This is a genomic window from Methyloparacoccus sp. NF-16 (assembly GCF_056880625.1).
The window spans coordinates 926797-944889 of the sequence record NZ_CP174130.1 but is presented as its reverse complement, the minus strand read 5'-3'; the positions used below and the strand labels follow the sequence as shown (position 1 = coordinate 944889).

13 protein-coding genes are annotated in these 18093 nt (G+C 64.8%); 3 read left to right on the top strand and 10 right to left on the bottom strand.

Annotated features, from left to right (window positions below; all coding sequences use genetic code 11):
• Positions 1-126 precede the first annotated feature (126 nt).
• From ACH5N8_RS04620 to ACH5N8_RS04595, 6 genes are all read right to left on the bottom strand, one after another.
• The gene (locus ACH5N8_RS04620) at positions 127-2847 is read right to left on the bottom strand and encodes an RCC1 domain-containing protein (RefSeq protein WP_483282694.1); all 2721 of its coding nucleotides are present in this window, start codon (positions 2845-2847) and stop codon (positions 127-129) included.
• Between the two features lie 476 nt (positions 2848-3323).
• Positions 3324-4010, bottom strand: a complete 687-nt coding sequence (locus tag ACH5N8_RS04615; RefSeq protein ID WP_483282693.1) for a response regulator transcription factor — start codon at positions 4008-4010, stop codon at positions 3324-3326.
• On the bottom strand, positions 3995-5857 hold the full coding sequence (locus tag ACH5N8_RS04610; RefSeq protein ID WP_483282692.1) for a sensor histidine kinase: 1863 nt from the start codon (positions 5855-5857) through the stop codon (positions 3995-3997). The genes ACH5N8_RS04615 and ACH5N8_RS04610 overlap by 16 nt, the downstream gene beginning before the upstream one ends.
• Before the next feature lie 334 nt (positions 5858-6191).
• Entirely contained in the window at positions 6192-7364 is a 1173-nt protein-coding gene (locus tag ACH5N8_RS04605) for a hypothetical protein (RefSeq protein WP_483282691.1), read from the bottom strand.
• A 231-nt stretch (positions 7365-7595) separates the two neighbouring features.
• Entirely contained in the window at positions 7596-8507 is a 912-nt protein-coding gene (locus ACH5N8_RS04600; RefSeq protein WP_483282690.1) for a hypothetical protein, read from the bottom strand.
• An 823-nt stretch (positions 8508-9330) separates the two neighbouring features.
• Positions 9331-9615, bottom strand: coding sequence for a hypothetical protein (locus ACH5N8_RS04595; protein ID WP_483282689.1), 285 nt, complete (start codon positions 9613-9615; stop codon positions 9331-9333).
• A gap of 263 nt (positions 9616-9878) precedes the next feature.
• On the opposite strand from ACH5N8_RS04595, the gene ACH5N8_RS04590 reads away from it, so the two are divergent.
• The 3 genes from ACH5N8_RS04590 to ACH5N8_RS04580 all read left to right on the top strand — a co-directional run bounded on the left by ACH5N8_RS04590 (position 9879) and on the right by ACH5N8_RS04580 (position 13240).
• Positions 9879-11753, top strand: coding sequence for a DNA recombination protein RmuC (locus tag ACH5N8_RS04590; protein ID WP_483282688.1), 1875 nt, complete (start codon positions 9879-9881; stop codon positions 11751-11753).
• A gap of 298 nt (positions 11754-12051) precedes the next feature.
• Complete coding sequence (locus ACH5N8_RS04585; RefSeq protein ID WP_483282687.1) at positions 12052-12795, top strand: TerC family protein; 744 nt, start codon at positions 12052-12054, stop codon at positions 12793-12795.
• A gap of 16 nt (positions 12796-12811) precedes the next feature.
• Positions 12812-13240 (top strand): universal stress protein, encoded by a 429-nt coding sequence (locus ACH5N8_RS04580; protein WP_483282686.1) that lies wholly within the window; start codon positions 12812-12814, stop codon positions 13238-13240.
• A 74-nt stretch (positions 13241-13314) separates the two neighbouring features.
• On the opposite strand, the gene ACH5N8_RS04575 is transcribed toward ACH5N8_RS04580, so the two are convergent.
• The 4 genes from ACH5N8_RS04575 to ACH5N8_RS04560 all read right to left on the bottom strand — a co-directional run bounded on the left by ACH5N8_RS04575 (position 13315) and on the right by ACH5N8_RS04560 (position 18059).
• Complete coding sequence (locus ACH5N8_RS04575; protein WP_483282685.1) at positions 13315-14538, bottom strand: ABC transporter permease; 1224 nt, start codon at positions 14536-14538, stop codon at positions 13315-13317.
• The gene (locus ACH5N8_RS04570) at positions 14525-15238 is read right to left on the bottom strand and encodes an ABC transporter ATP-binding protein (RefSeq protein ID WP_460028393.1); all 714 of its coding nucleotides are present in this window, start codon (positions 15236-15238) and stop codon (positions 14525-14527) included. Before ACH5N8_RS04570 ends, ACH5N8_RS04575 begins: the two co-directional genes overlap by 14 nt.
• A 2-nt stretch (positions 15239-15240) precedes the next feature.
• Entirely contained in the window at positions 15241-16416 is a 1176-nt protein-coding gene (locus ACH5N8_RS04565; protein ID WP_483282684.1) for an efflux RND transporter periplasmic adaptor subunit, read from the bottom strand.
• A gap of 80 nt (positions 16417-16496) precedes the next feature.
• Positions 16497-18059 (bottom strand): TolC family protein, encoded by a 1563-nt coding sequence (locus ACH5N8_RS04560; RefSeq protein ID WP_483282683.1) that lies wholly within the window; start codon positions 18057-18059, stop codon positions 16497-16499.
• Between the last annotated feature and the right edge of the window lie 34 nt (positions 18060-18093).

Below are 18093 nucleotides of genomic sequence, written 5' to 3'. Positions count from 1 at the left end.
CCCTCGGATGACGGATCGCGCCGGATCTCGGGGCCATGACGCAAGAGTGGGCCGAATTGTGCGGTCTCCCGCGCCCGGGGGAGCGGGAGACCGGATAGGCCCGGAGCGGGTCGCCAGACAATCAGCCTAATTCACGCCCGCCGGATAGACCGGCTTGCGCACCAGCCTGTCGAGCTCAGGCACGTCGGGACGCTTGATCATCTTGTCGATGAAGTAATCGAGATCGGTTCCACAACGACTCGGCAGTTCCCGGGTGACGCCATCGTTGCCCGCGACCAGGCGGACACTCACCCTCTGCTTGTCCTGATTGGCGATGACCATGGCGGAGGTGCAGTTCCGGTATTTCACATTCAATACCGGCATGCGATACAGCAGGGTATCGCGCTGGGGCCAGAAATTCGCCTCCTGCGTGATCTTATCGGGGTCAGGGTGCATGGGCCGCGATGTATTAAAGTTATACGTATAGTAGGGCACCGTATAGTCGCCAAGCGCTTGGGTATATGACCTGTATTTGTCGTTCCAGCGAAGGTTGTAATATTTTGTCCCAAAACCGCGGCTGTCATAGCTCAGGCCACTGATGCCGCCAAGTTCCTGCGAGGAACATATCTTCATGATTTCACTCCCGACAAAGCATTTGGCACCGTCCATCGGGGCGCTGTTGGCTTCGGCGTTGTCCGGTATCACATCACGCCAGTCAAGACGATAGGTCGAGCCTGTCATCCAGAACGTGATGCCCTTGATTTCCGGATTGAACAGGCTGCTCCCATCGATGTCGCTCACCGTATTGGCCATGAAGGTGACCCTGTCCTTCTCAAAGCCTGAAGCCTCCGCGTTCTGGAAAAGATCGCTCCAACTGCGCCCATCGGCTCTCCAGGTGCCCACCTGGTCGCGATCACCTTCAGAGAAGTAGATGTTGGCGCCGCCATGACCGGTAAGGTCGTTATTGCTCTGGTCCATGGCCCAGTTCCAGTGACGGGCGCGCACGCCGGGCAGCTTACGCTCAAAGCTGCGCAGCCAGAGCAGGTTATCCTTGGCTGTCCCCTTACCCAATAGGTCGGAGCCCATGGACAACATCACGTCCTTGTCGGTGTAAGGCGCCCCCGCGAGCTCGATTTGCTGCACCAGGTTGCGGTAGAGGAGGCGCGTCACGTTCTCGTTACGCTGACAGGCCTGAAGCGCCCTGTCCCAACGCCGGTTACTCGCCGCCTTGGCGGCATGACCCTTGACGTCGGCACACAGGGTCTGCGCCTGCCACTCGCCACCTTCCGGGATCACCGGCGTATCCGGCTCGACCGCCGGGTCCGACAGGGCGGTGATCGCACCGAACTTGTTCATGTCCAGCAGCATCTGCGCGCCCAGCGCCTGATCCACCATGGCTTTCTGGATCACCCAGTAGATGCCCTGATAAACCCGCCGATCATCGAACTGCTTGTCGCCGGCCCGGGTCTGGAACGCCATGAAGGCCTTGTCGAGACAGGCGCCCAGCGGTCCGGTCTTGTAGCCGGCGTTCATCAGGACCTCATCGATTCGCGCCATGTCCCCGGCAACCTTGTCGTACCAGTCCGCCACGAACTGACGCATCGAGGGCCGCAGGTCGGTTGGCACGTATCCGGCCTGCTGCGCCTTCGTCAGTTCATTACGGACCTGCGCCATATAGGAACCGGTATCGGTGAGGATACCCGAGCCATGGTACTTCAGGCTGGCGGCACGGATACTCCGGACCGCACCGTCCAGGTCACCCAGCTTGTCATCGCATTGCAGTATCTTGATGTCGGACAGGATGACGCTGGCCTTTTTATCGACAGCCGACAGGGAATTGGCCAAGGCATCGAGCTGACTCTGGATGGCTTGCAGCTTTTCGATGGTTGCCTTGTCCGAGCTGCCACCCAGCAGTCCGCCGACGAACAGCAAGGTATCCCCGAGGGCGCCGTCGGTGGCATCGCCCCAATTTGTGAAGAGATTTCCCAGGAAGTTGGTGATGACGCTGGAGGCAAGGTCATCGATGATCGCAACCTGGGGTGATGCCTGTGGCTCCCCCCCGCCGGACTGCGCCATCGGATGGCGTGGAAACAGCAGCGTGTTGAAGGCAAATGAGCCGCGGCAGAGCAGCCGGCGATCCCTGTCCAGCGCACAGGTCTGGGCACCACCCGCCATCAGGGTCCGGACCGGGAGATCGCCGGGGATGTCCAGTTGGCCCCACTGGTTTCGCCCCCAGCAGGCTGTTGTGCCATCAGTGCGCAGCCCACAGGTATGATCGGTGCCGCTGGTCACCGACCTGAAGCGCCCTGCCGGCGGCAGATCCTCACCATAGTATCCATTCCCCCAGCAGACGACCTTGCTGTCATCGGCACGCACGGCGCAGCCATGCAGGGTCCCTACCGATACGTCCCTGAATGTTCCGGTCGGGCGCGGATAGGCCAGGAAGGCCGGGTCGCCCCAGCACGCCAATAGGCCATTCTGGCGCACGCCACAGGTCTTGTTGGCGCGAGACGAGATCGACCTGAACGCGCCCCGGGGGCTGTTCAGCTGCCCGTGGGTATTACTGCCCCAGCACTCGACGGCACGATTGCCCGCTCGGATCGCGCAGACATGGCCCTCGCCTGCACTGACGGCAACATAGCGTCTGCGGACCTGATCAGGGCCGGGCAAGCTGGTTTCCTGCCCCCAGCATGCCAGGCGATTGCCGATCGTCAGTGCGCAGCCCACGCTGCCGCCCAGGGACAGGGACTTGAACTTGCCCTTGAGCGGTGGCGAGGCCTGGCCGAGTTCGTTGAGTCCCCAGCAATCGATTCCGCGATCCTTGGCCCGGATCGCACAGGTCGCCGAACCACCGGTATCGACGGCCACATACCTCCGCTCGAGGTTGCTGGGAATGTCCGGCAACCTTTGCTGAAAGGTGAAGGGGCTGGATGATGCCACCGGACGAATCGGTGTCGGCAGGGCTGGCTTGCCGGTGCTGGCCTGGCCATGGAGTGGCATCATGGCCAACAAACTCAGGCAGGCGACGCCTGCAACGGTTGGAAAAACGTGTTTAAACATGACTCGTGCTCCTCACAAAACCGGTGATCTCCACATTCCGGCGGGTTACCCCCTCGGGGCAATCCCCAGCCGGCTTCCAGTCGGTCCGATTCCGTTCCGCTACGCGCCTTGAGTTCGGCGCGGGCTGCCCGCACCCGGAGGGGAACGCCTCCCCAGACATCGGGCTCATCCATGTTTTCTGCGCATCCGAATCTATCACTGGCTTTATTGGTAAGCTTGCAAAACCTTAACGGAGACGGAGAAGCCACCCACGTCGCGTGGGATTGTCGGCTTTGCCGCCGTGCTTAGCGGATATGGATCGACAAGCAGAGTTGATAACCCTCGTTTCGGAGGGCCTTGAGACAGCCGGCGGGCGCGCCGACCTCGATGAGCTTCTTGCGCAGGCGCGCCATGCGGACTTCGAGGCTGGCCTTGTTGAAACCTTCGACGCTCTGCCCCATGAGTTCGGCCACCTGGAACAGGGCGAGCCGTTGACCCGGAGCTCGGGCCAGGCCGGTGAGCACTCTCGCTTCGCCGGACGAGAGATGGCTTTCCCCCTGGACACCGCGAAGGTGCAGGCTGAGGCTTTCCAGACGTAGAACATCCTCCCCCGATGAGGACCTGAACCGTCGTGACAGGGCACCGATGGCCGCCAGCAGCACCTGTGTATCCACCGGCTTGACCAGGTACAGGTCGGCGCCCGTGACAAAGCCTGCGACCATGTCCTCCGCCTGATCGCGGGCCGTCAGCATGATGATGCCCAGCCCCGGTTGTACCGCTCTGAGACGGCCGGCGAGACTGAGGCCATCCTCACCCGGCAGGCTGAGATCGATGATGAAGAGATCGGCTGGCTGGGCGCCGAACTCGTCCTCCATATCCTCGGCGCAGGCGAGTTCCGTGACCCTGTGCCCCTCCTGCCGCAATACCTCCGCTGTGACCCGGCGCAATGCGGCGTGATCTTCGACCAGAACAATGCTCAGCGCGGTATCCATAACTCAAACCTGATTTCGGTCTGGGTGGGGCAGTAGCGCAATTTGCCCTCCAAGCGCTCGGCCAGGCGGGCGGAGAGAAACAGCCCCAGTCCACTGCCGGTGTGCTCATGGGCGCGCGGGTGGCGGTAGTATTTCTGAAACACCCGTTGCGGATCTGGCCAGCCAGCCTTGCCCGGCCGGTTGGCCACGCGAATGCAAAGCCATGGGCTTTCCCTCACGATCGCCTCCGTGATTTCCAGCGTGATGGGGCTGCCATCCGGACTGTACTTGCAGGCATTGTCGATCAGGTTGGCGATGATCAGGCGCAGCAGGAACGGGTCGGTCCGAATGGGCGACAAGGCAGCGGCTTGCCAGACCAGACGGCTGGATTGGGGGGTGCCGCTTATCAAGTCGGTCAGTTCTTCTTGCAGGTCACATGGCTGCATGTTGTTCTGCGCGGCGTGATCGACCAGCCTTTCCACCTGCGTGCAGCGCTGAATGATGTTGCTCATGTCGCGAATGGAGCGCTCGGCCTCCGCCTTCATGGCTGAGGTCGTCATTCTGGCCCCGAGCACCATGCGGACCACCGCGAGCGGCGTCTTGAGCTCATGGGTCAGCATGGTCAGGAACGCAGCCTGTTCCTGACGCCGATGCCGTTCATCCATCGCCCGGCGCTCGGCGAACTGGCAGGCCGTTTCAGCGCTGATGCGGAGCCTCTCGCTTTCGCGAACGCGTCGCATCATGACGACCAGCAGCGCCACGCCGGAAATCAGGCTATGGGTCAGGAATCCGTCGAACACCAAAAACTCGGCCCTGGTCAATCCAAGGGCTGGCAGCGACGAGAACGTGAAACCCAGAAAAATCGCCAGATACAGGCATATCAGAGCACGGCGACTCATCAGCGGATGCTCCTGGCCCGGTAGCGTCTCCGGCGGAGGGGTGTTCACTGCGAGCACCAGGGTGAGGCTGATCTCGGCCAGAATCACGCTGGCCAAAATCATGAAGGCCAAGCGTGCCTGACCGAAGATCAGCAGCAGATAGCAAAGCGCCGCACCGGCAATCAGGCTCCGCAGGATGAGCAGCCCTGCGCGATGGGCTCGAAACGAGCGCAGCAGCCGGTAATCGAATATCGAGCCCATGATGACGTAAAACGGGAAGGTCCAGTCGGTGTATTGGCCGGCATTCCAGCCCGTCAACCCCGCCGGCCAGAACGTTCTGGCATAGCCAAGGAAACCGATCATGAAGATGAGGCAGGCGGCTTGTTTCAGCACGAATGCCTGTACCAGCCTGTCCCGCAGGGACAGCCAATGGGCCATGCCCCAGGCGAGAAAAAATCCCACGGTGGCCAGATACAGGCTGTAGGAGATTTCCTGGGTACGGTCGAGTTGCAGGGCTTCGGCCTGACTCAGCGCCTGTACCTGGAACAGCAGCGTGCTGGTCGATGCGATCCGCAGCCAGATGTCCCGGGGCCGCTCGCCCTGCGGAATCGTCAGATTGATGTTCAGGGATCGATAACGATCCTGTGCGATGGGATAGCGATCGCCGGTGACCTCGCGCCCCAATGAGTGGTAGCCGGGGTCGTACAGCCGCACCTCGTCGAGATACCCGGGCCGGATGCGCAGGATCAGCGACTCCGACGCCTTGCCTGGGTCCGGCTCGACGTGCAGCCGGACCCAAAGGGCCGAGCGGCTGTACCCCCGGCTGAGGATGCCGTCGTAGGACGTGAAGACCTGGGGCTGAACCTGCTGAAAATCCAGCGCCGCCGATGTGTCCTCGAACACGGCCCGGCGGGTGATGCGGTCATCGGCGCCGGCCGACAAGGCTGCCGTCAGCAGAAAAAAAAGCAGATGCTGTCTTGGCCTGGACATGTCCTTCAATCCAACAATCCGCCGCGCAGGGTGCTCGATGCCACCCTCCAGGAGGATCTGAAGCCCCGGATACTGGTCGTGATCAAGCAGGTTGCCGGTACGGGTGCCGTAGTGCAGCAACCGGTTGCAGGCGAGAATGGCGGGTCAGTTCATGGCCACACTGTCCCAGCAACCTCTATTGGTTCGTCACGGCCCTGTTCATGTAGTAAGTCCACCACTTGCCCATCAGCAGCATGCCAAGGCGCACAGCCCTGCCGTGATTGCACTGACTCATATTGCCAAGCCCCAAAAGGCACCCGGCTGTCGCGATCGTGGTGGATTGCGTCCAAACGGATCACCACTGCGTTGGCAGCAGGTTATTCGACGCCAGGAAAAGCACGGCTCCCAACGTCCAGCTTATCTCCGTCCCGTTGATTTGATCCGCGACCGGTAGCTCACGATTGCTCTGGAACCAGGTTCGTATCAGCTCCGAGACCAATTGCGCAGAATCCACCTGACCGAAAAGAAATGGATTATTGGGCTGCTCACTCACCTGAACCGCCCAAGGTGTCAGCGCAATCACGGTAGCAGCCCGGTCAACCCGCGCGGAGGAAATACTGTCCCCAAGTTTCAAGTTCGTCGCTACATTCTTGAACAGCCCCACCCCGACAAAGCTTTCCAGACGTGGCACCTTCACGGCTTCTGGGATTGCCGTCGGCCGAGCCCTGATCAGCTTACGGGTATTGACAAGTCCCTTCCTGTAATTGCCCGAACCCACCGCACCACTCGCCAAGGGATAACCGACCGGAAATGAGCTGGGATCATCGGTTGCATCCTCTCGGGAATAATTGCCGCCAAGGCCGGTATAGCTTCTCGAAAACAGGGTGTAGGGGGTAACCCCGTACGTCAGGGAAAAGATATCAATGGTGTTCCTGGCCTTGACTGAGGTCGCCCAGGTCATCTGGTAGGAGCCGCCACCCGTCTCCAGGACGCCATTCGTGCCACCTCCCGCCGCCAGGTTCCCCTTCAGATAATTGACCGATAGCCATTGAAAAGCGCCCTCGTAACGTCCCTGCAGAGTCAAGGTATACTGGACATTCATGCCGGGGAGCGTCTTTTTTGCCTCATCCGCTACTGCCTCGTAGACCTTCTTCTGCTGCAAGGGAGACTCCACTCGCATCCCGGCTGTCGCCATGAGAGAAAACTTCACATCGGTTTGTGGCACGCCTCTGGCCTTCAGCTCGGCATCGAGCAGATTGAAGAGCGGGGCGATATAAGCCCCGACCTTGGATGGCTGGGTGACGAGGGTAGAGATACCAGGCGTGACCTTATTGCCGGCCAAAGGAATATTTTCGGCGACCGGATTGCCTCGGGCGTCAGCCTCCGACTTGTACAGATACAACCTTGAACCGCTGCTCCCGGCATCGACAATCGCATAGTACTTGGCCGCCCACACATGAGAGGCAAAGCCCGACAGCGCCAGCAGAAGCCAAATCGCCAGGAAGGCTTTTCCGAATGCAGATTTCATGACTGATCTCCCATAATGCTCATCAAAACAACGGAAACACCTGCACGACAGGGGTGATGTCAAGCTCCTCCATGGCCCGCTCAGAACCGTCCTGACCACCGGCAGGACAGGCATATATCCGCCCATGCAGTGGCCCGGAGCGCCGCCGGCCAGCCCCCTTGCCCGGGGCGTTTTCAAACCCCGGGCGCAAGCGGTCTTTGAGCGCACAGGCGCCTTGCATGCCCGCCTGACTCACTTGACGATGAATATGAACCGCCGGCTGGAGACGAAGGACCGCTCCGGATAATGATAGGCGGTGAGATCGCACACCCGCCGCCCCACTCCGATGGCGGTAACATTGACAGTCTGCGGCAGTACCCGATGTCGCGTATGGTTGGCCTTGAGGTCGGAGGTCAATACGGGATCGCCCTTGCAAGTCCCACCATCCAGCTCCCAAACAGACTCGGGATCCAGACCCGCGAGGCTTATTTTCCTCGTCTGCCCGCGCTTCAGCCTGATCGTCCTGACGTTCCTGATACCCGCGTCCCCATCAACTGTCGACGAACGTACGGATTCCAGCTGCGTGGCAGTCGTTGAATAGGCATCCTGACAGCCGTCAATTTTTGGGGTACCACTCACGGTAACCTGGGCGAGATTGGTACCGGGTACAGTCGAGTTTATCACCGTGGCAAGCGAATTCACGGTGAGCCCACACATACCGAACAAGCCGCTGAGCGGAAGCGGAGGATCGATATAGAAGCCATTATCAAGATTGCCAACATTCCACAGCACCGATCGCGTGCCCAGACGCACCCATGGTGCATCAGGGTTAGCCTTGACAAACACCCCGACATCGGTGGAGGCAGAAGGTGTAATGCCATAGAAACAGTCCAGGCTGTTCTTCCTTTCGGTGTATAGATTGATTTCAATATCGCCTGGCTTGGAATACTGATTCCAGTCGGCAATGCCATTCAGGTACCAGCAGTTGTATCCTCCAGCAACATGAACGGTCAGCTGGGGATAACCGGGGTCGCTCGCCAGAGGCTTCATCTTGTTGGTCAGCAGGAAGCGGTATCCCGCACCGGCATAACTGGCCTGCGAGAAGGCCAGCGCCAAAAGACAAGCAACCAGCGCTGGTAACATTCTTTTTGCCTTGATGGGCACAACGGCTCTCACAGAAGACATAGTCATCACCCGCAATAATGTTTTGGCCGGACCACAAATGCCTGAGCGCAAATCATGCGGCACTCGAAACCCATACCCCGGCCCGCCCATAAAACCTCGGGACAGAGACAGCTTCTGCCCCCCATAGCCTCACAGACAACAACGTCCCAAGCCCAAGCAACCAGGCCATTACCCCCAAGATGCCCCTGAATCAGACGATCCCGCAGGCAGATGGCAAGCAATCGGCTTCCGCACATGGCGACAAGACACGCGCGCCTCCCGTGTTGAGCCAGGGCTGGATTCCACCCGGTCTTCATACCGTGCGCCCCATAACCCCGGGCTGCCCGCCCGGCCTGGGTCGCGTTCCGGAAACCACCCAACAAGACTCGGAGCATGAAGGCGCACCTCGAAGGCTACCACCGGCATCGCGGATAACCTTGCGAAACCTTAACAAGAAGGCCATCCCGCCCAACAAGGCCGCTCATCATCCATCAGGAAGCACGACGCGACGCAGGCACCGGGCCCTTGGTACTCCCGTTGCCCGGCCGTCGCCATGGCTGCTCATGATCTGTGAAATATACCCTTGGGTCCAGCTGTCCGGGCCATGCCTGATGTCGGGCGATTTCCGCGCCTTGGGCATGTGTTGGAGTTGGTTCGCGAGGCACGCGGGTGCAGGTGTGATGCCCTTGGGCATCGTCGATCAGGCGGCCGGTACGCATGCCGTGCTACGGCCAGCCATTGCCGACAGGCATGGCGCCGAAGCTGAGCCTTGCGGAATCCCGGCGAATCCGCGGCGGTCTTGGCCGCCCCCATCCGCCTGGGCCTAGCGGGCGGGATGGTAGTAGCCGGTGGCGGCGCCGGGCGAGAACAGTGGATTCCGGTAGGTCGATGCGGCATGCGGATCGTTGTCGAGATCCGACAGCACGCCGGTGGTGGGGGCGTGTCCCCAGCTGCCGCCATAGCCATCGCCCCAGCCGCCCAGGTGAACCCCCATCTCCATGCCGCCACTGCCCCAGTCGGTGCCCATCCCGCCTCCGCCCATGCCAGAGCTGCCGGCACAGCTGGTCAGCAGCATAAGCAAAAGGAATGTCAGCAGAGATCGCATCATGTTGGGCTCTCGTTCGGGATGGCAGCACGCGTCAGGGAAGACGCCCGGGACCGCGGCAGACACCGCCTCGGGGTCGCCGCCAGCATACGACATCCTCGCCAAGGCGCCAGGGTTGCCTGTCCGGTGCGCCGTCCAGCCCAAGCCTGGCGCCATTCGCCGACTCATCGCCCCGCATTCGACGGCATCCGGCCTGCGTCGTACCATAACCGGCCGACACGCGGGCGAGCCCCGCCCGCCCCGGTCGCCGGATCCCTCCACAACCCTTGCCTGCCCCGATGATGACCAGCCTCGAACCCTGGATCGGCCCCTTGCTGGCCGCGACATTCCTGCTCCTGCTGCTACTGCTCGGCTTGTTTCTGCGGCTGGGCGCGCGCCTTGCCGACCTGCAAGGTCGCTTCCAGCATTTGCAGGGCAGCGGCGAGCGGCTGGAACGCGGCCTCCGGGAGGAACTGGCCATCAACCGGCACGAGGTGGCGACCTCGCTCGGGCAGACCCGCGACGAACTGAACCGGGCCAGCGAGCGGCTGAGCGGCACCCTGTCGGGCCAGAACGAGCAGCTGCGCCAGCGCATCGACGAGAAACTCAACCAGGCCCAGCAGGATGCCCGCGCCGGGCGCGCGGAACAGGGCGAGAGCCTCAGGCGCTTCGGCGAGACCCTGACCGGCCAGCTGCACCAGCTGACGCAACACAACACCGAGGGCATGGACACCCTGCGGGCCGCCATCGAGCAGCGCCTCGGCGACATCCAGACCGACAACGGCCAGAAGCTGGAGCGGATGCGCCAGACCGTCGACGAGAAACTCAATCAGGCCCAGCAGGATGCCCGCGATGGCCGGGTGGAACAGGGCGAGAGCCTCAAGCGTTTCGGCGAGACCCTGACCGGCCAGCTGCACCAGCTGATGCAGCGCAACACCGAGGGCATGGACACCCTGCGGGCCAGCATCGAGCAGCGCCTCGGCGACATCCAGACCGACAACGGCCAGAAGCTGGAGCGGATGCGCCAGACCGTCGACGAGAAACTCAATCAGGCCCAGCAGGATGCCCGCGATGGCCGGGTGGAACAGGGCGAGAGCCTCAAGCGTTTCGGCGAGACCCTGACCGGCCAGTTGCACCAGCTGATGCAGCGCAACACCGAGGGCATGGACACCCTGCGGGCCAGCATCGAGCAGCGCCTCGGCGACATCCAGACCGACAACAACCAGAAGCTGGAGCAGATGCGCCAGACTGTCGACGAAAAGCTGCACAGCACCCTGGAGCAGCGCCTGGGCGAATCCTTCAAGCGGGTCAGCGAACAGCTGGAACGGGTGCACGCGGGGCTCGGCGAGATGCAGAGCCTGGCCTCCGGCGTCGGCGACCTCAAGAAGGTGCTGAGCAACGTCAAGGTGCGCGGCACCTGGGGCGAGGTGCAGCTGGACAACCTCCTGGAGCAGATCCTGAGCGCCGGCCAGTACGCCAAGAACGTCGCCACCCGGCCCAACAGCACGGAACGGGTGGAATTCGCCATCCGCCTGCCCGGCCGCGACGAGGCTGGCAGCGTGATCTGGCTGCCCATCGATGCCAAGTTCCCGCTGGAGGATTACCAGAAGCTGCTGGAGGCGCAGGAACAGGGCGATGTGGCCGCCATGGAAGATGCCGGCCGCGCACTGGAAAACCGCATCCGCGCCGAGGCCAAGACCATCCGCGACAAGTACATCGAACCGCCGCACACGACCGACTTCGGCCTGCTGTTCCTGCCCATCGAGGGGTTGTATGCCGAGGTCATCCGCCGGCCCGGCCTGTTCGACGCGCTGCAGCGCGACTACCGCATCACCCTCACCGGCCCGACCACGCTGACCGCCATCCTCAACAGCCTGCAAATGGGCTTCCGCACCCTGGCGATCGAAAAGCGCTCCAGCGAGGTCTGGCAGGTGCTCGGCGCGGTGAAGACGGAATTCGGCAAGTTCGGCGACGTGCTGGCCAAGACCAAGAAAAAGCTGGAGGAGGCCACCCGCACCATCGACCAGGCCGAGGTCCGCACGCGCGCCATCGACCGGTCCCTGCGCAAGGTGGAATCCCTGCCACCGGTGCAGTCGCGCGGCCTGCTCGAGGACCTGACCGAGGATCCCAGCCTGCTGGTGGACCCGCCGAATCAGGCCTGATGGCCGCCCGGCCGCTGTCCGGCTGGCGGCAACACCCTGCCGCCTGGCCACCCGCGCCACGGCGACACCCCAGACGGGTTGGCGGGATACCGGCGGCCATTGCCACCCTCACCGCGGCGGCCGGCAGCGCCGGCTCGCCGTTCCGGCGGGATGGCGGGCAACGCCTGCCCGACCGGCCATGGCCTGATAGAATCGCGCGCTCGACAGCCGCTGGCAACGGCCGGACGCCCCCGCTTGCGGGATGATCGTCCGCCCAGCCTTGCCATCCTCACCGTCCCTAGCCCGGAGTTTCGCGCGGATGCCCTCAATTGCACTGGACCCCGTTTTCTGGGTCGGACTCGGCCAGATCATGCTGGTCAACATCGTTCTCTCGGGCGACAACGCCGTCGTCATCGCCCTGGCGGCGCGCTCCCTGCCGGAACGCCAGCGCCGGCAGGCGGTGGTGTGGGGCTCGATCGCCGCCATCGTCATGCGTGTGATCCTTACCGTGGTGGCCCTGCAGCTGTTGCAGCTGCCATGGCTGAAGCTGGTCGGCAGCGGGCTCCTGTTCTGGATCGCCCTGAAGCTGCTGGCCCCCGAAGAGCACGAGGGCGACGGCATCGCCGGCAACCAGTCACTGGTCGCCGCCATCCGTACCATCCTCATCGCCGACCTGGTCATGAGCCTGGACAACGTCCTGGCGGTGGCCGCTGCCGCCCGTGGCGACAACCTGCTGCTGATGCTGGGGCTCGGCATCAGCATCCCGCTGGTGATCTTCGGCAGCACGGTGATCCTGCGCCTGATGGACCGCTTCCCCGTCATCATCACCCTGGGCGCGGCCATCCTCGGCTACGTCGCCGGTGAGATGCTGGTCGGCGAGCCCGCGCTGGCGCGCTGGCCGCTGTTCGGCGAAGCCAGCCCGCTGCATGCCTGGCTGCCGCTGGCCGGCGCCCTGCTGGTGGTGGCGCTCGGCAAGTGGCAGGCGCAACGCCGGCTGGCCGCCCGGGCGCCGGCCTTCGTGGACCTGGCCCGCGACGACGAACAGCCCCAAGCCCGCCGCTAACCCCTGGAGACTCAAGATGCTGAAACTGCTCGTGCCGGTGGACGGCTCCGACAACGCCGTGCGGCTGGTCGAATACCTGGCCCGCCAGTGGCTGCCCCGGCTGGCGGAAGCGGTCGACCTGCATCTCATCAACGTGCAGCCGGCCCTGCATGGCGAGGTCGGCATGTTCCTCAGCAGGGACCAGATCCGCAGCTACCATCATGACGAGGGCATCAAGGCGCTGCAGGTGGCGCGCGACCGGCTCGACGCGGCCGGCCTGGCCTACGCCTTCCACATCGGCGTCGGCGACCCGGCCGAAACTATCGTCCAGTTCGCCCGCGAGAAGCAGTGCGACCAGATCGTCATGGGCACGCGCGGACTCGGCAAGCTGGCCTCGCTGGTCCTGGGATCGGTCGCCTCGCGCGTCATCCAGCTGGCCGAGGTGCCGGTGATGCTGATCAAGTAGCCGCCGGGAACGCCCTGCCGTTACCCAGCCCGGGGCGGCGGCCACGGGGGATTTCCCGGCAGAGGCGAAGCGGGCTACTGATAGCGCAGGGCTTCGATGGGGCGCAGCTGGGCGGCCTTGCGCGCCGGGTAGAAGCCGAAGAAGATGCCGACCGCCGCGGCGACGCTGAAGGACAGCAGGATCGACCACAGCGTCACCACCACCGACATCCCGACGAATGCCGCCACCAGCCAGGCGCAACCGATGCCGAGGCCGACGCCGATCAGGCTGCCAGCCAGGGAAATGATCAGCGCCTCGACCAGGAACTGCACCAGCACGTTGCGACGGCGCGCGCCGATGGCCATGCGGATGCCGATCTCGCGGGTCCGCTCGGTCACGGAGACCAGCATGATGTTCATGATGCCGATGCCGCCGACCAGCAGCGAGATGCCGGCGATGGCGCCGAGCATCATCGACATGGCCCGGGTCGCGGTCGCCGCCGTGGCGGCCAGGGCGGTCAGGTTGCGCACCGTGAAGTCGTCGTCCTGGCCGGCGCGGATGCGGTGGCGCTGGCGCAGCACCTCGTTGATCTGCCGCTCGGCCCGCTCCATCACTTGCCCGGAGCGGGCCTTGACCATCATGAAGCGCACCATGCCGGGAAACTGGTTGCCGAACAGCTGCCGCTGCGCGGTGCTGAGCGGCACCAGCGCCGTGTCGTCCTGGTCGCGGCCGTCCAGGCTCTGCCCCTTGGGCGCCAGCAGGCCGACCACCAGGAACGGGCTGTTCTTGATGCGCACGGTCTTGCCGACCGGGTCCTCGTCACCGAACAGGTTGCGCGCCACCGTCTGCCCTAGCACCGTGACGCGGGTCGCCGAACGCACGTCGACCTCGGTGAAGCCGGCGCCCGACACCGTCGGCCAGTCGCGAATCTCGAAGATCGACGGCGTGGTACCGGCCACCATGGTGGTCCAGTTGTTCGGCCCGTAGATCATCTGGGCGTTGTTGGGCGAGATCGGCGCCACCGCGGCGATGTCCGGCAGTTCCTCCAGCGCCAGGGCGTCGCTGGCGGTCAGGGTGGGAACGGTGCCGCCCCCCATGCGCACCCCGCCCGAGGTCGAGGAACCGGACAGGACGATGAACAGATTGCTGCCCATGGCGGCGATGGACTCGCTCACCATGCTCTGCGCGCCCTGCCCCACCGCCAGCATCAGCACCACCGCGCCCACGCCGATGATCATGCCGAGCATGGTCAGCCCGGTCCGCAGGCGGTTCGCGCCCATGGCCTGCAGGGCTTCGTCGAGGGTGTCAGCCAGGGTCATGATGGAAGTTCCGGATGATGCCGGCGATGCGGCCGTCGACGATGGACATGATGCGCTGGGCATGGCGGGCCACGTCGGCCTCGTGCGTCACCAGCACGATGGTCAGCCCCTGGCGGTTGAGCTCCTCGAACAGGGCCAGGATGTCCTCGCTGGTCTGGCTGTCGAGGTTGCCGGTCGGCTCGTCGGCGAGGATCAGCCGGGGCGCATTGGCCAGCGCGCGGGCAATCGCCACGCGCTGCTGCTGGCCGCCACTGAGCTGGGTGGGCCGATGCCGGATGCGGTCGCCCAGCCCGACCCGGGTCAGGATCTGGCGGGCGATCGACTCCCGCTCGGCGCGCCTGACGCCGGCATAGACCAGGGGCAGCGCCACGTTGTCGAGGATGGTCTTGCGCGGCAGCAGGTTGAATCCCTGGAAGACAAAGCCGATCAGCCGGTTGCGCAGGTCCGCCAGTTCGTCCGGCCCCAGGCCGGCGGTATCGATGCCGTTAATGAGGTAATGCCCCGCGCTCGGCACGTCGAGGCAGCCGAGGATGTTCATCAGGGTCGACTTGCCGGAACCCGACGGCCCCATGATGGCGACGAAATCGCCGGCCTGGATGCTGAAATTGAGGCCGTGCAGCACCGGCAGCGTCTCGCCGTCGCCCATGGGGTAGTCCTTGCGCAACCCCCGGGCCTGGATCAGCGGACTCGCCTCGGCCACGGTCAGAACATCCGGACCCGGAAGGACGAGCGCCCGCCGCCATTGCCGCCAGCCTTGTCCGCCGGCCGGCTATCCTCGATGACGAGGACATCGCCGGCTTGCAGGTCGCCCGACAGCACCTCCATGAACCTGCTGTCGCTGAGGCCGGGCCGCAGCGTCACCGGCGAGACCAGGCCGTTCCTGAGGCGGTAGACGGTCTTCTCCTCCGCCTGCTGCGAGCGCGGCTTCGGCGCGCCGCCGGCCGGGGGGATCCTGCCCGCGACCGCCTCGCTGGGCTTGTAGCGCAGGGCGCTGAGCGGGATGCGCAGCACCGCGTCACGGCTGGCGATGGCGACGTTGACGAAGGCCGTCATGCCGGGCAGCAGGGTTTCGTCGGGGTTGGCGACGTCAATCACCACGTTGTAGGTGACGACGTTCTGCAGGACCTGCGAATTCAGGCGGATCTGCCGCACCTGGCCGCGGTACTCGCGCCCGGGGAAGGCGTCCACGGTGAAGGTCGCCACCTGGCCGACCTTGATACCGCCCACGTCCGCCTCCGCCACCGTGGTGTCGATCTGCATGCGCTTGAGATTCTCGGCGATGGTGAACAGCACCGGCGTCTGGAAACTGGCCGCCACCGTCTGGCCGACGTCGACGTTGCGCGACACCACGATGCCGGACACCGGCGAGACGATGACGCTGTAGCGCAGGTTGGTTTGGTCGCGCAGGATCTCGGCCCGGGCCGCATCGACCTGGGCGCGGCCGACGCCGATCGCCTGCACCGCCTGGTCCCAGTCGGCGCGCGCCACATAGCCCTTCTCGAACAGCGCCCGGGTGCGGCCGGCGTTGGCCTCGGCCAGCCTGAGCGTGGCCTCGGCATTGGCCAGCTTGGCGCGGCTCTGCTCCAGCGCGGCCTGGAACAGCGGGGGGTCCAGCTTCGCCAGCACCTGGCCGGACCTGACCCGGTCGTTGAAGTCGGCATACAGGCTCTGGACGGTGCCGGACACCTGGGTGCCGACATTGACCAGCACCACCGGATTGAGCGTACCGTTGGCCGACACGACCTTGAGAATCGGTCCCCGGTCGACCGTCTCGGTCAGGTAGGCATCCGCCGCCGGCATCTGCCGTTCCTGCCACTGCCACCAGCCCAGCCCGGCCAGGGCGACGACCAGCAGCACTATCACAACCCTACGCCACATCGCTCCGCCTCCTTCCCGCGCGGGTCAAGTTCGGTTCCCCCGCCGGCGCAGCCCCGTGGGCGGCCGGCCCTGTCTGTGGCTCAGTCGGCAAGGTGGCGCTCCCCCGGCCCGTCCACGGCCGCGACGTCGTCCATGTCCAGCCGGCCCAGCGCCTGCGCCAGCTGGGCCTTGCCGATGCGCCAGTTGTAGTGCGCCTGGACATGCTGGTTGCGGGCATTGGCCAGGTTGGCCTCGGCATTGAGCAGCTCGACGATGTTGCCGACGCCCTCCTGATAGCGTCCCAGCGCCACCGCCTCCGCCTGGGTGGCGCTGTCCAGCAGCTCCTGGGTGTTCTGCAGGTTCTCCCGCGTCGCCGCCAGCGTGTAATAGGCCCGCCAGACCTCCTCGGCGATCGATTGCTCCAGCCGGTCGCGGTTGGCCGCCTGCGCCTCCACCTGCTCCTCGGCGCTCTTGATCTGATAGGTATTGCTGAAACCGGTGAACAGCGGCATGGCCACCTGCACGCCCACCGCCCAGCTGGGCAGGTTGGCGACCCCCACGGTCTCGAAGTAGGTGTAATTGCCGACCAGCGACAGCGTCGGCAGGCTGCCCGAGCGCGCCTGGAGGATGTTGGCCTCGGATGCCTTGACCTGCGCCTCGGCGGCGGCCAGGTCGGGGCGCGACTGCCTGGCCAGCTCGATCAGGGTCTGCACATCCTTCTCCCGCTCCTGCACCGGCCCGGTCAGGCTGGGCGGCTCGAAACGCATCGAGGACTTCGGCTTCAGCCCCATCACCCTGGCCAGCGCCCCCAGGGCTGCCTGGGCATTGCCGACGGCGGTGCGCTGGTTGACCTTGGCCTGCGCATGGGAGGTCTGCGCCTGCAACTTGTCGCCCAGGGCGGCGGCGCCGATGTCGTAGCGGTAGGCCGCCGCATCCAGCGCCTTCTGCGTCGACCTGACGGTGGCCTCGGCCGCGTCCAGCGTCGCGTTGGCGGCAAACAGCTGGTAATACGCCTGGATGGCCCTGAAGAGCACGGTCTGCAGGATCGCGGCATGGCTCCAGTTGGCCGCCTCCAGGGCCTGCCGGGCCGCCTCCACCCGCGCGGCCCGGCCGCCGAAATCCAGCAGCAGGTAATTGAGGCTGAGCGTCGGCACGATGCGGGTGTTCTCGGCGCGGAAATCGCCGCCGCCCTGGACCGGCACGCCGTTGCTGATGCCGCCGCCGGCCGTGTTCTTGCTGCGCGAGATGGGCATGGAAAAGTTGAGCGAGGGCAGATAGGCCGACTGCGCCACGCCCAGCTGCGACGCCTGCTGGCGGGCATTGGCCCAGGCCTGGCGAGTCTCCGGATTGTGGCACAGCGCCTGCTCGATCACGTCGATCAGGCCCCAGGCCTCCGGGCTCTGGGTCAGTATCCGGCAGGGGTCCGCGCCGGACCGGACCGGAGCCCGGCCGGGCGTAGCCGATACCGCCCCATGGGTGTCGAGCGGGTCGTCCGGATAGTCCACCCAGTCCCCGGCCCGCGCCGGACCGGTCTGCCATGCCAGCAGGCCGGCGATCAGCCAGATGCCGCAGCGGCTGCCGGCAGCCGGACCGGGCCGGTGGAGTGGCGACAAAGACGGGCGGCGGCGCACGAAACGCTGGGAGGAAGGCGTAGCTGATGGCATGGAGGATTCTTGTACCGGGCACCGGGGGCGCCGT

Bases quoted from the DNA above. Each gene is read 5' to 3' on its own strand.
- ACH5N8_RS04615 (WP_483282693.1), bottom strand. From the start codon at position 4,010: ATGGATACCGCGCTGAGCATTGTTCTGGTCGAAGATCACGCCGCATTG.
- ACH5N8_RS04610 (WP_483282692.1), bottom strand. From the start codon at position 5,857: ATGTCCAGGCCAAGACAGCATCTGCTTTTTTTTCTGCTGACGGCAGCC.
- ACH5N8_RS04605 (WP_483282691.1), bottom strand. From the start codon at position 7,364: ATGAAATCTGCATTCGGAAAAGCCTTCCTGGCGATTTGGCTTCTGCTG.
- ACH5N8_RS04595 (WP_483282689.1), bottom strand. From the start codon at position 9,615: ATGATGCGATCTCTGCTGACATTCCTTTTGCTTATGCTGCTGACCAGC.
- ACH5N8_RS04585 (WP_483282687.1), top strand. From the start codon at position 12,052: ATGCCCTCAATTGCACTGGACCCCGTTTTCTGGGTCGGACTCGGCCAG.
- ACH5N8_RS04580 (WP_483282686.1), top strand. From the start codon at position 12,812: ATGCTGAAACTGCTCGTGCCGGTGGACGGCTCCGACAACGCCGTGCGG.
- ACH5N8_RS04575 (WP_483282685.1), bottom strand. From the start codon at position 14,538: ATGACCCTGGCTGACACCCTCGACGAAGCCCTGCAGGCCATGGGCGCG.
- ACH5N8_RS04565 (WP_483282684.1), bottom strand. From the start codon at position 16,416: ATGTGGCGTAGGGTTGTGATAGTGCTGCTGGTCGTCGCCCTGGCCGGG.
- ACH5N8_RS04560 (WP_483282683.1), bottom strand. From the start codon at position 18,059: ATGCCATCAGCTACGCCTTCCTCCCAGCGTTTCGTGCGCCGCCGCCCG.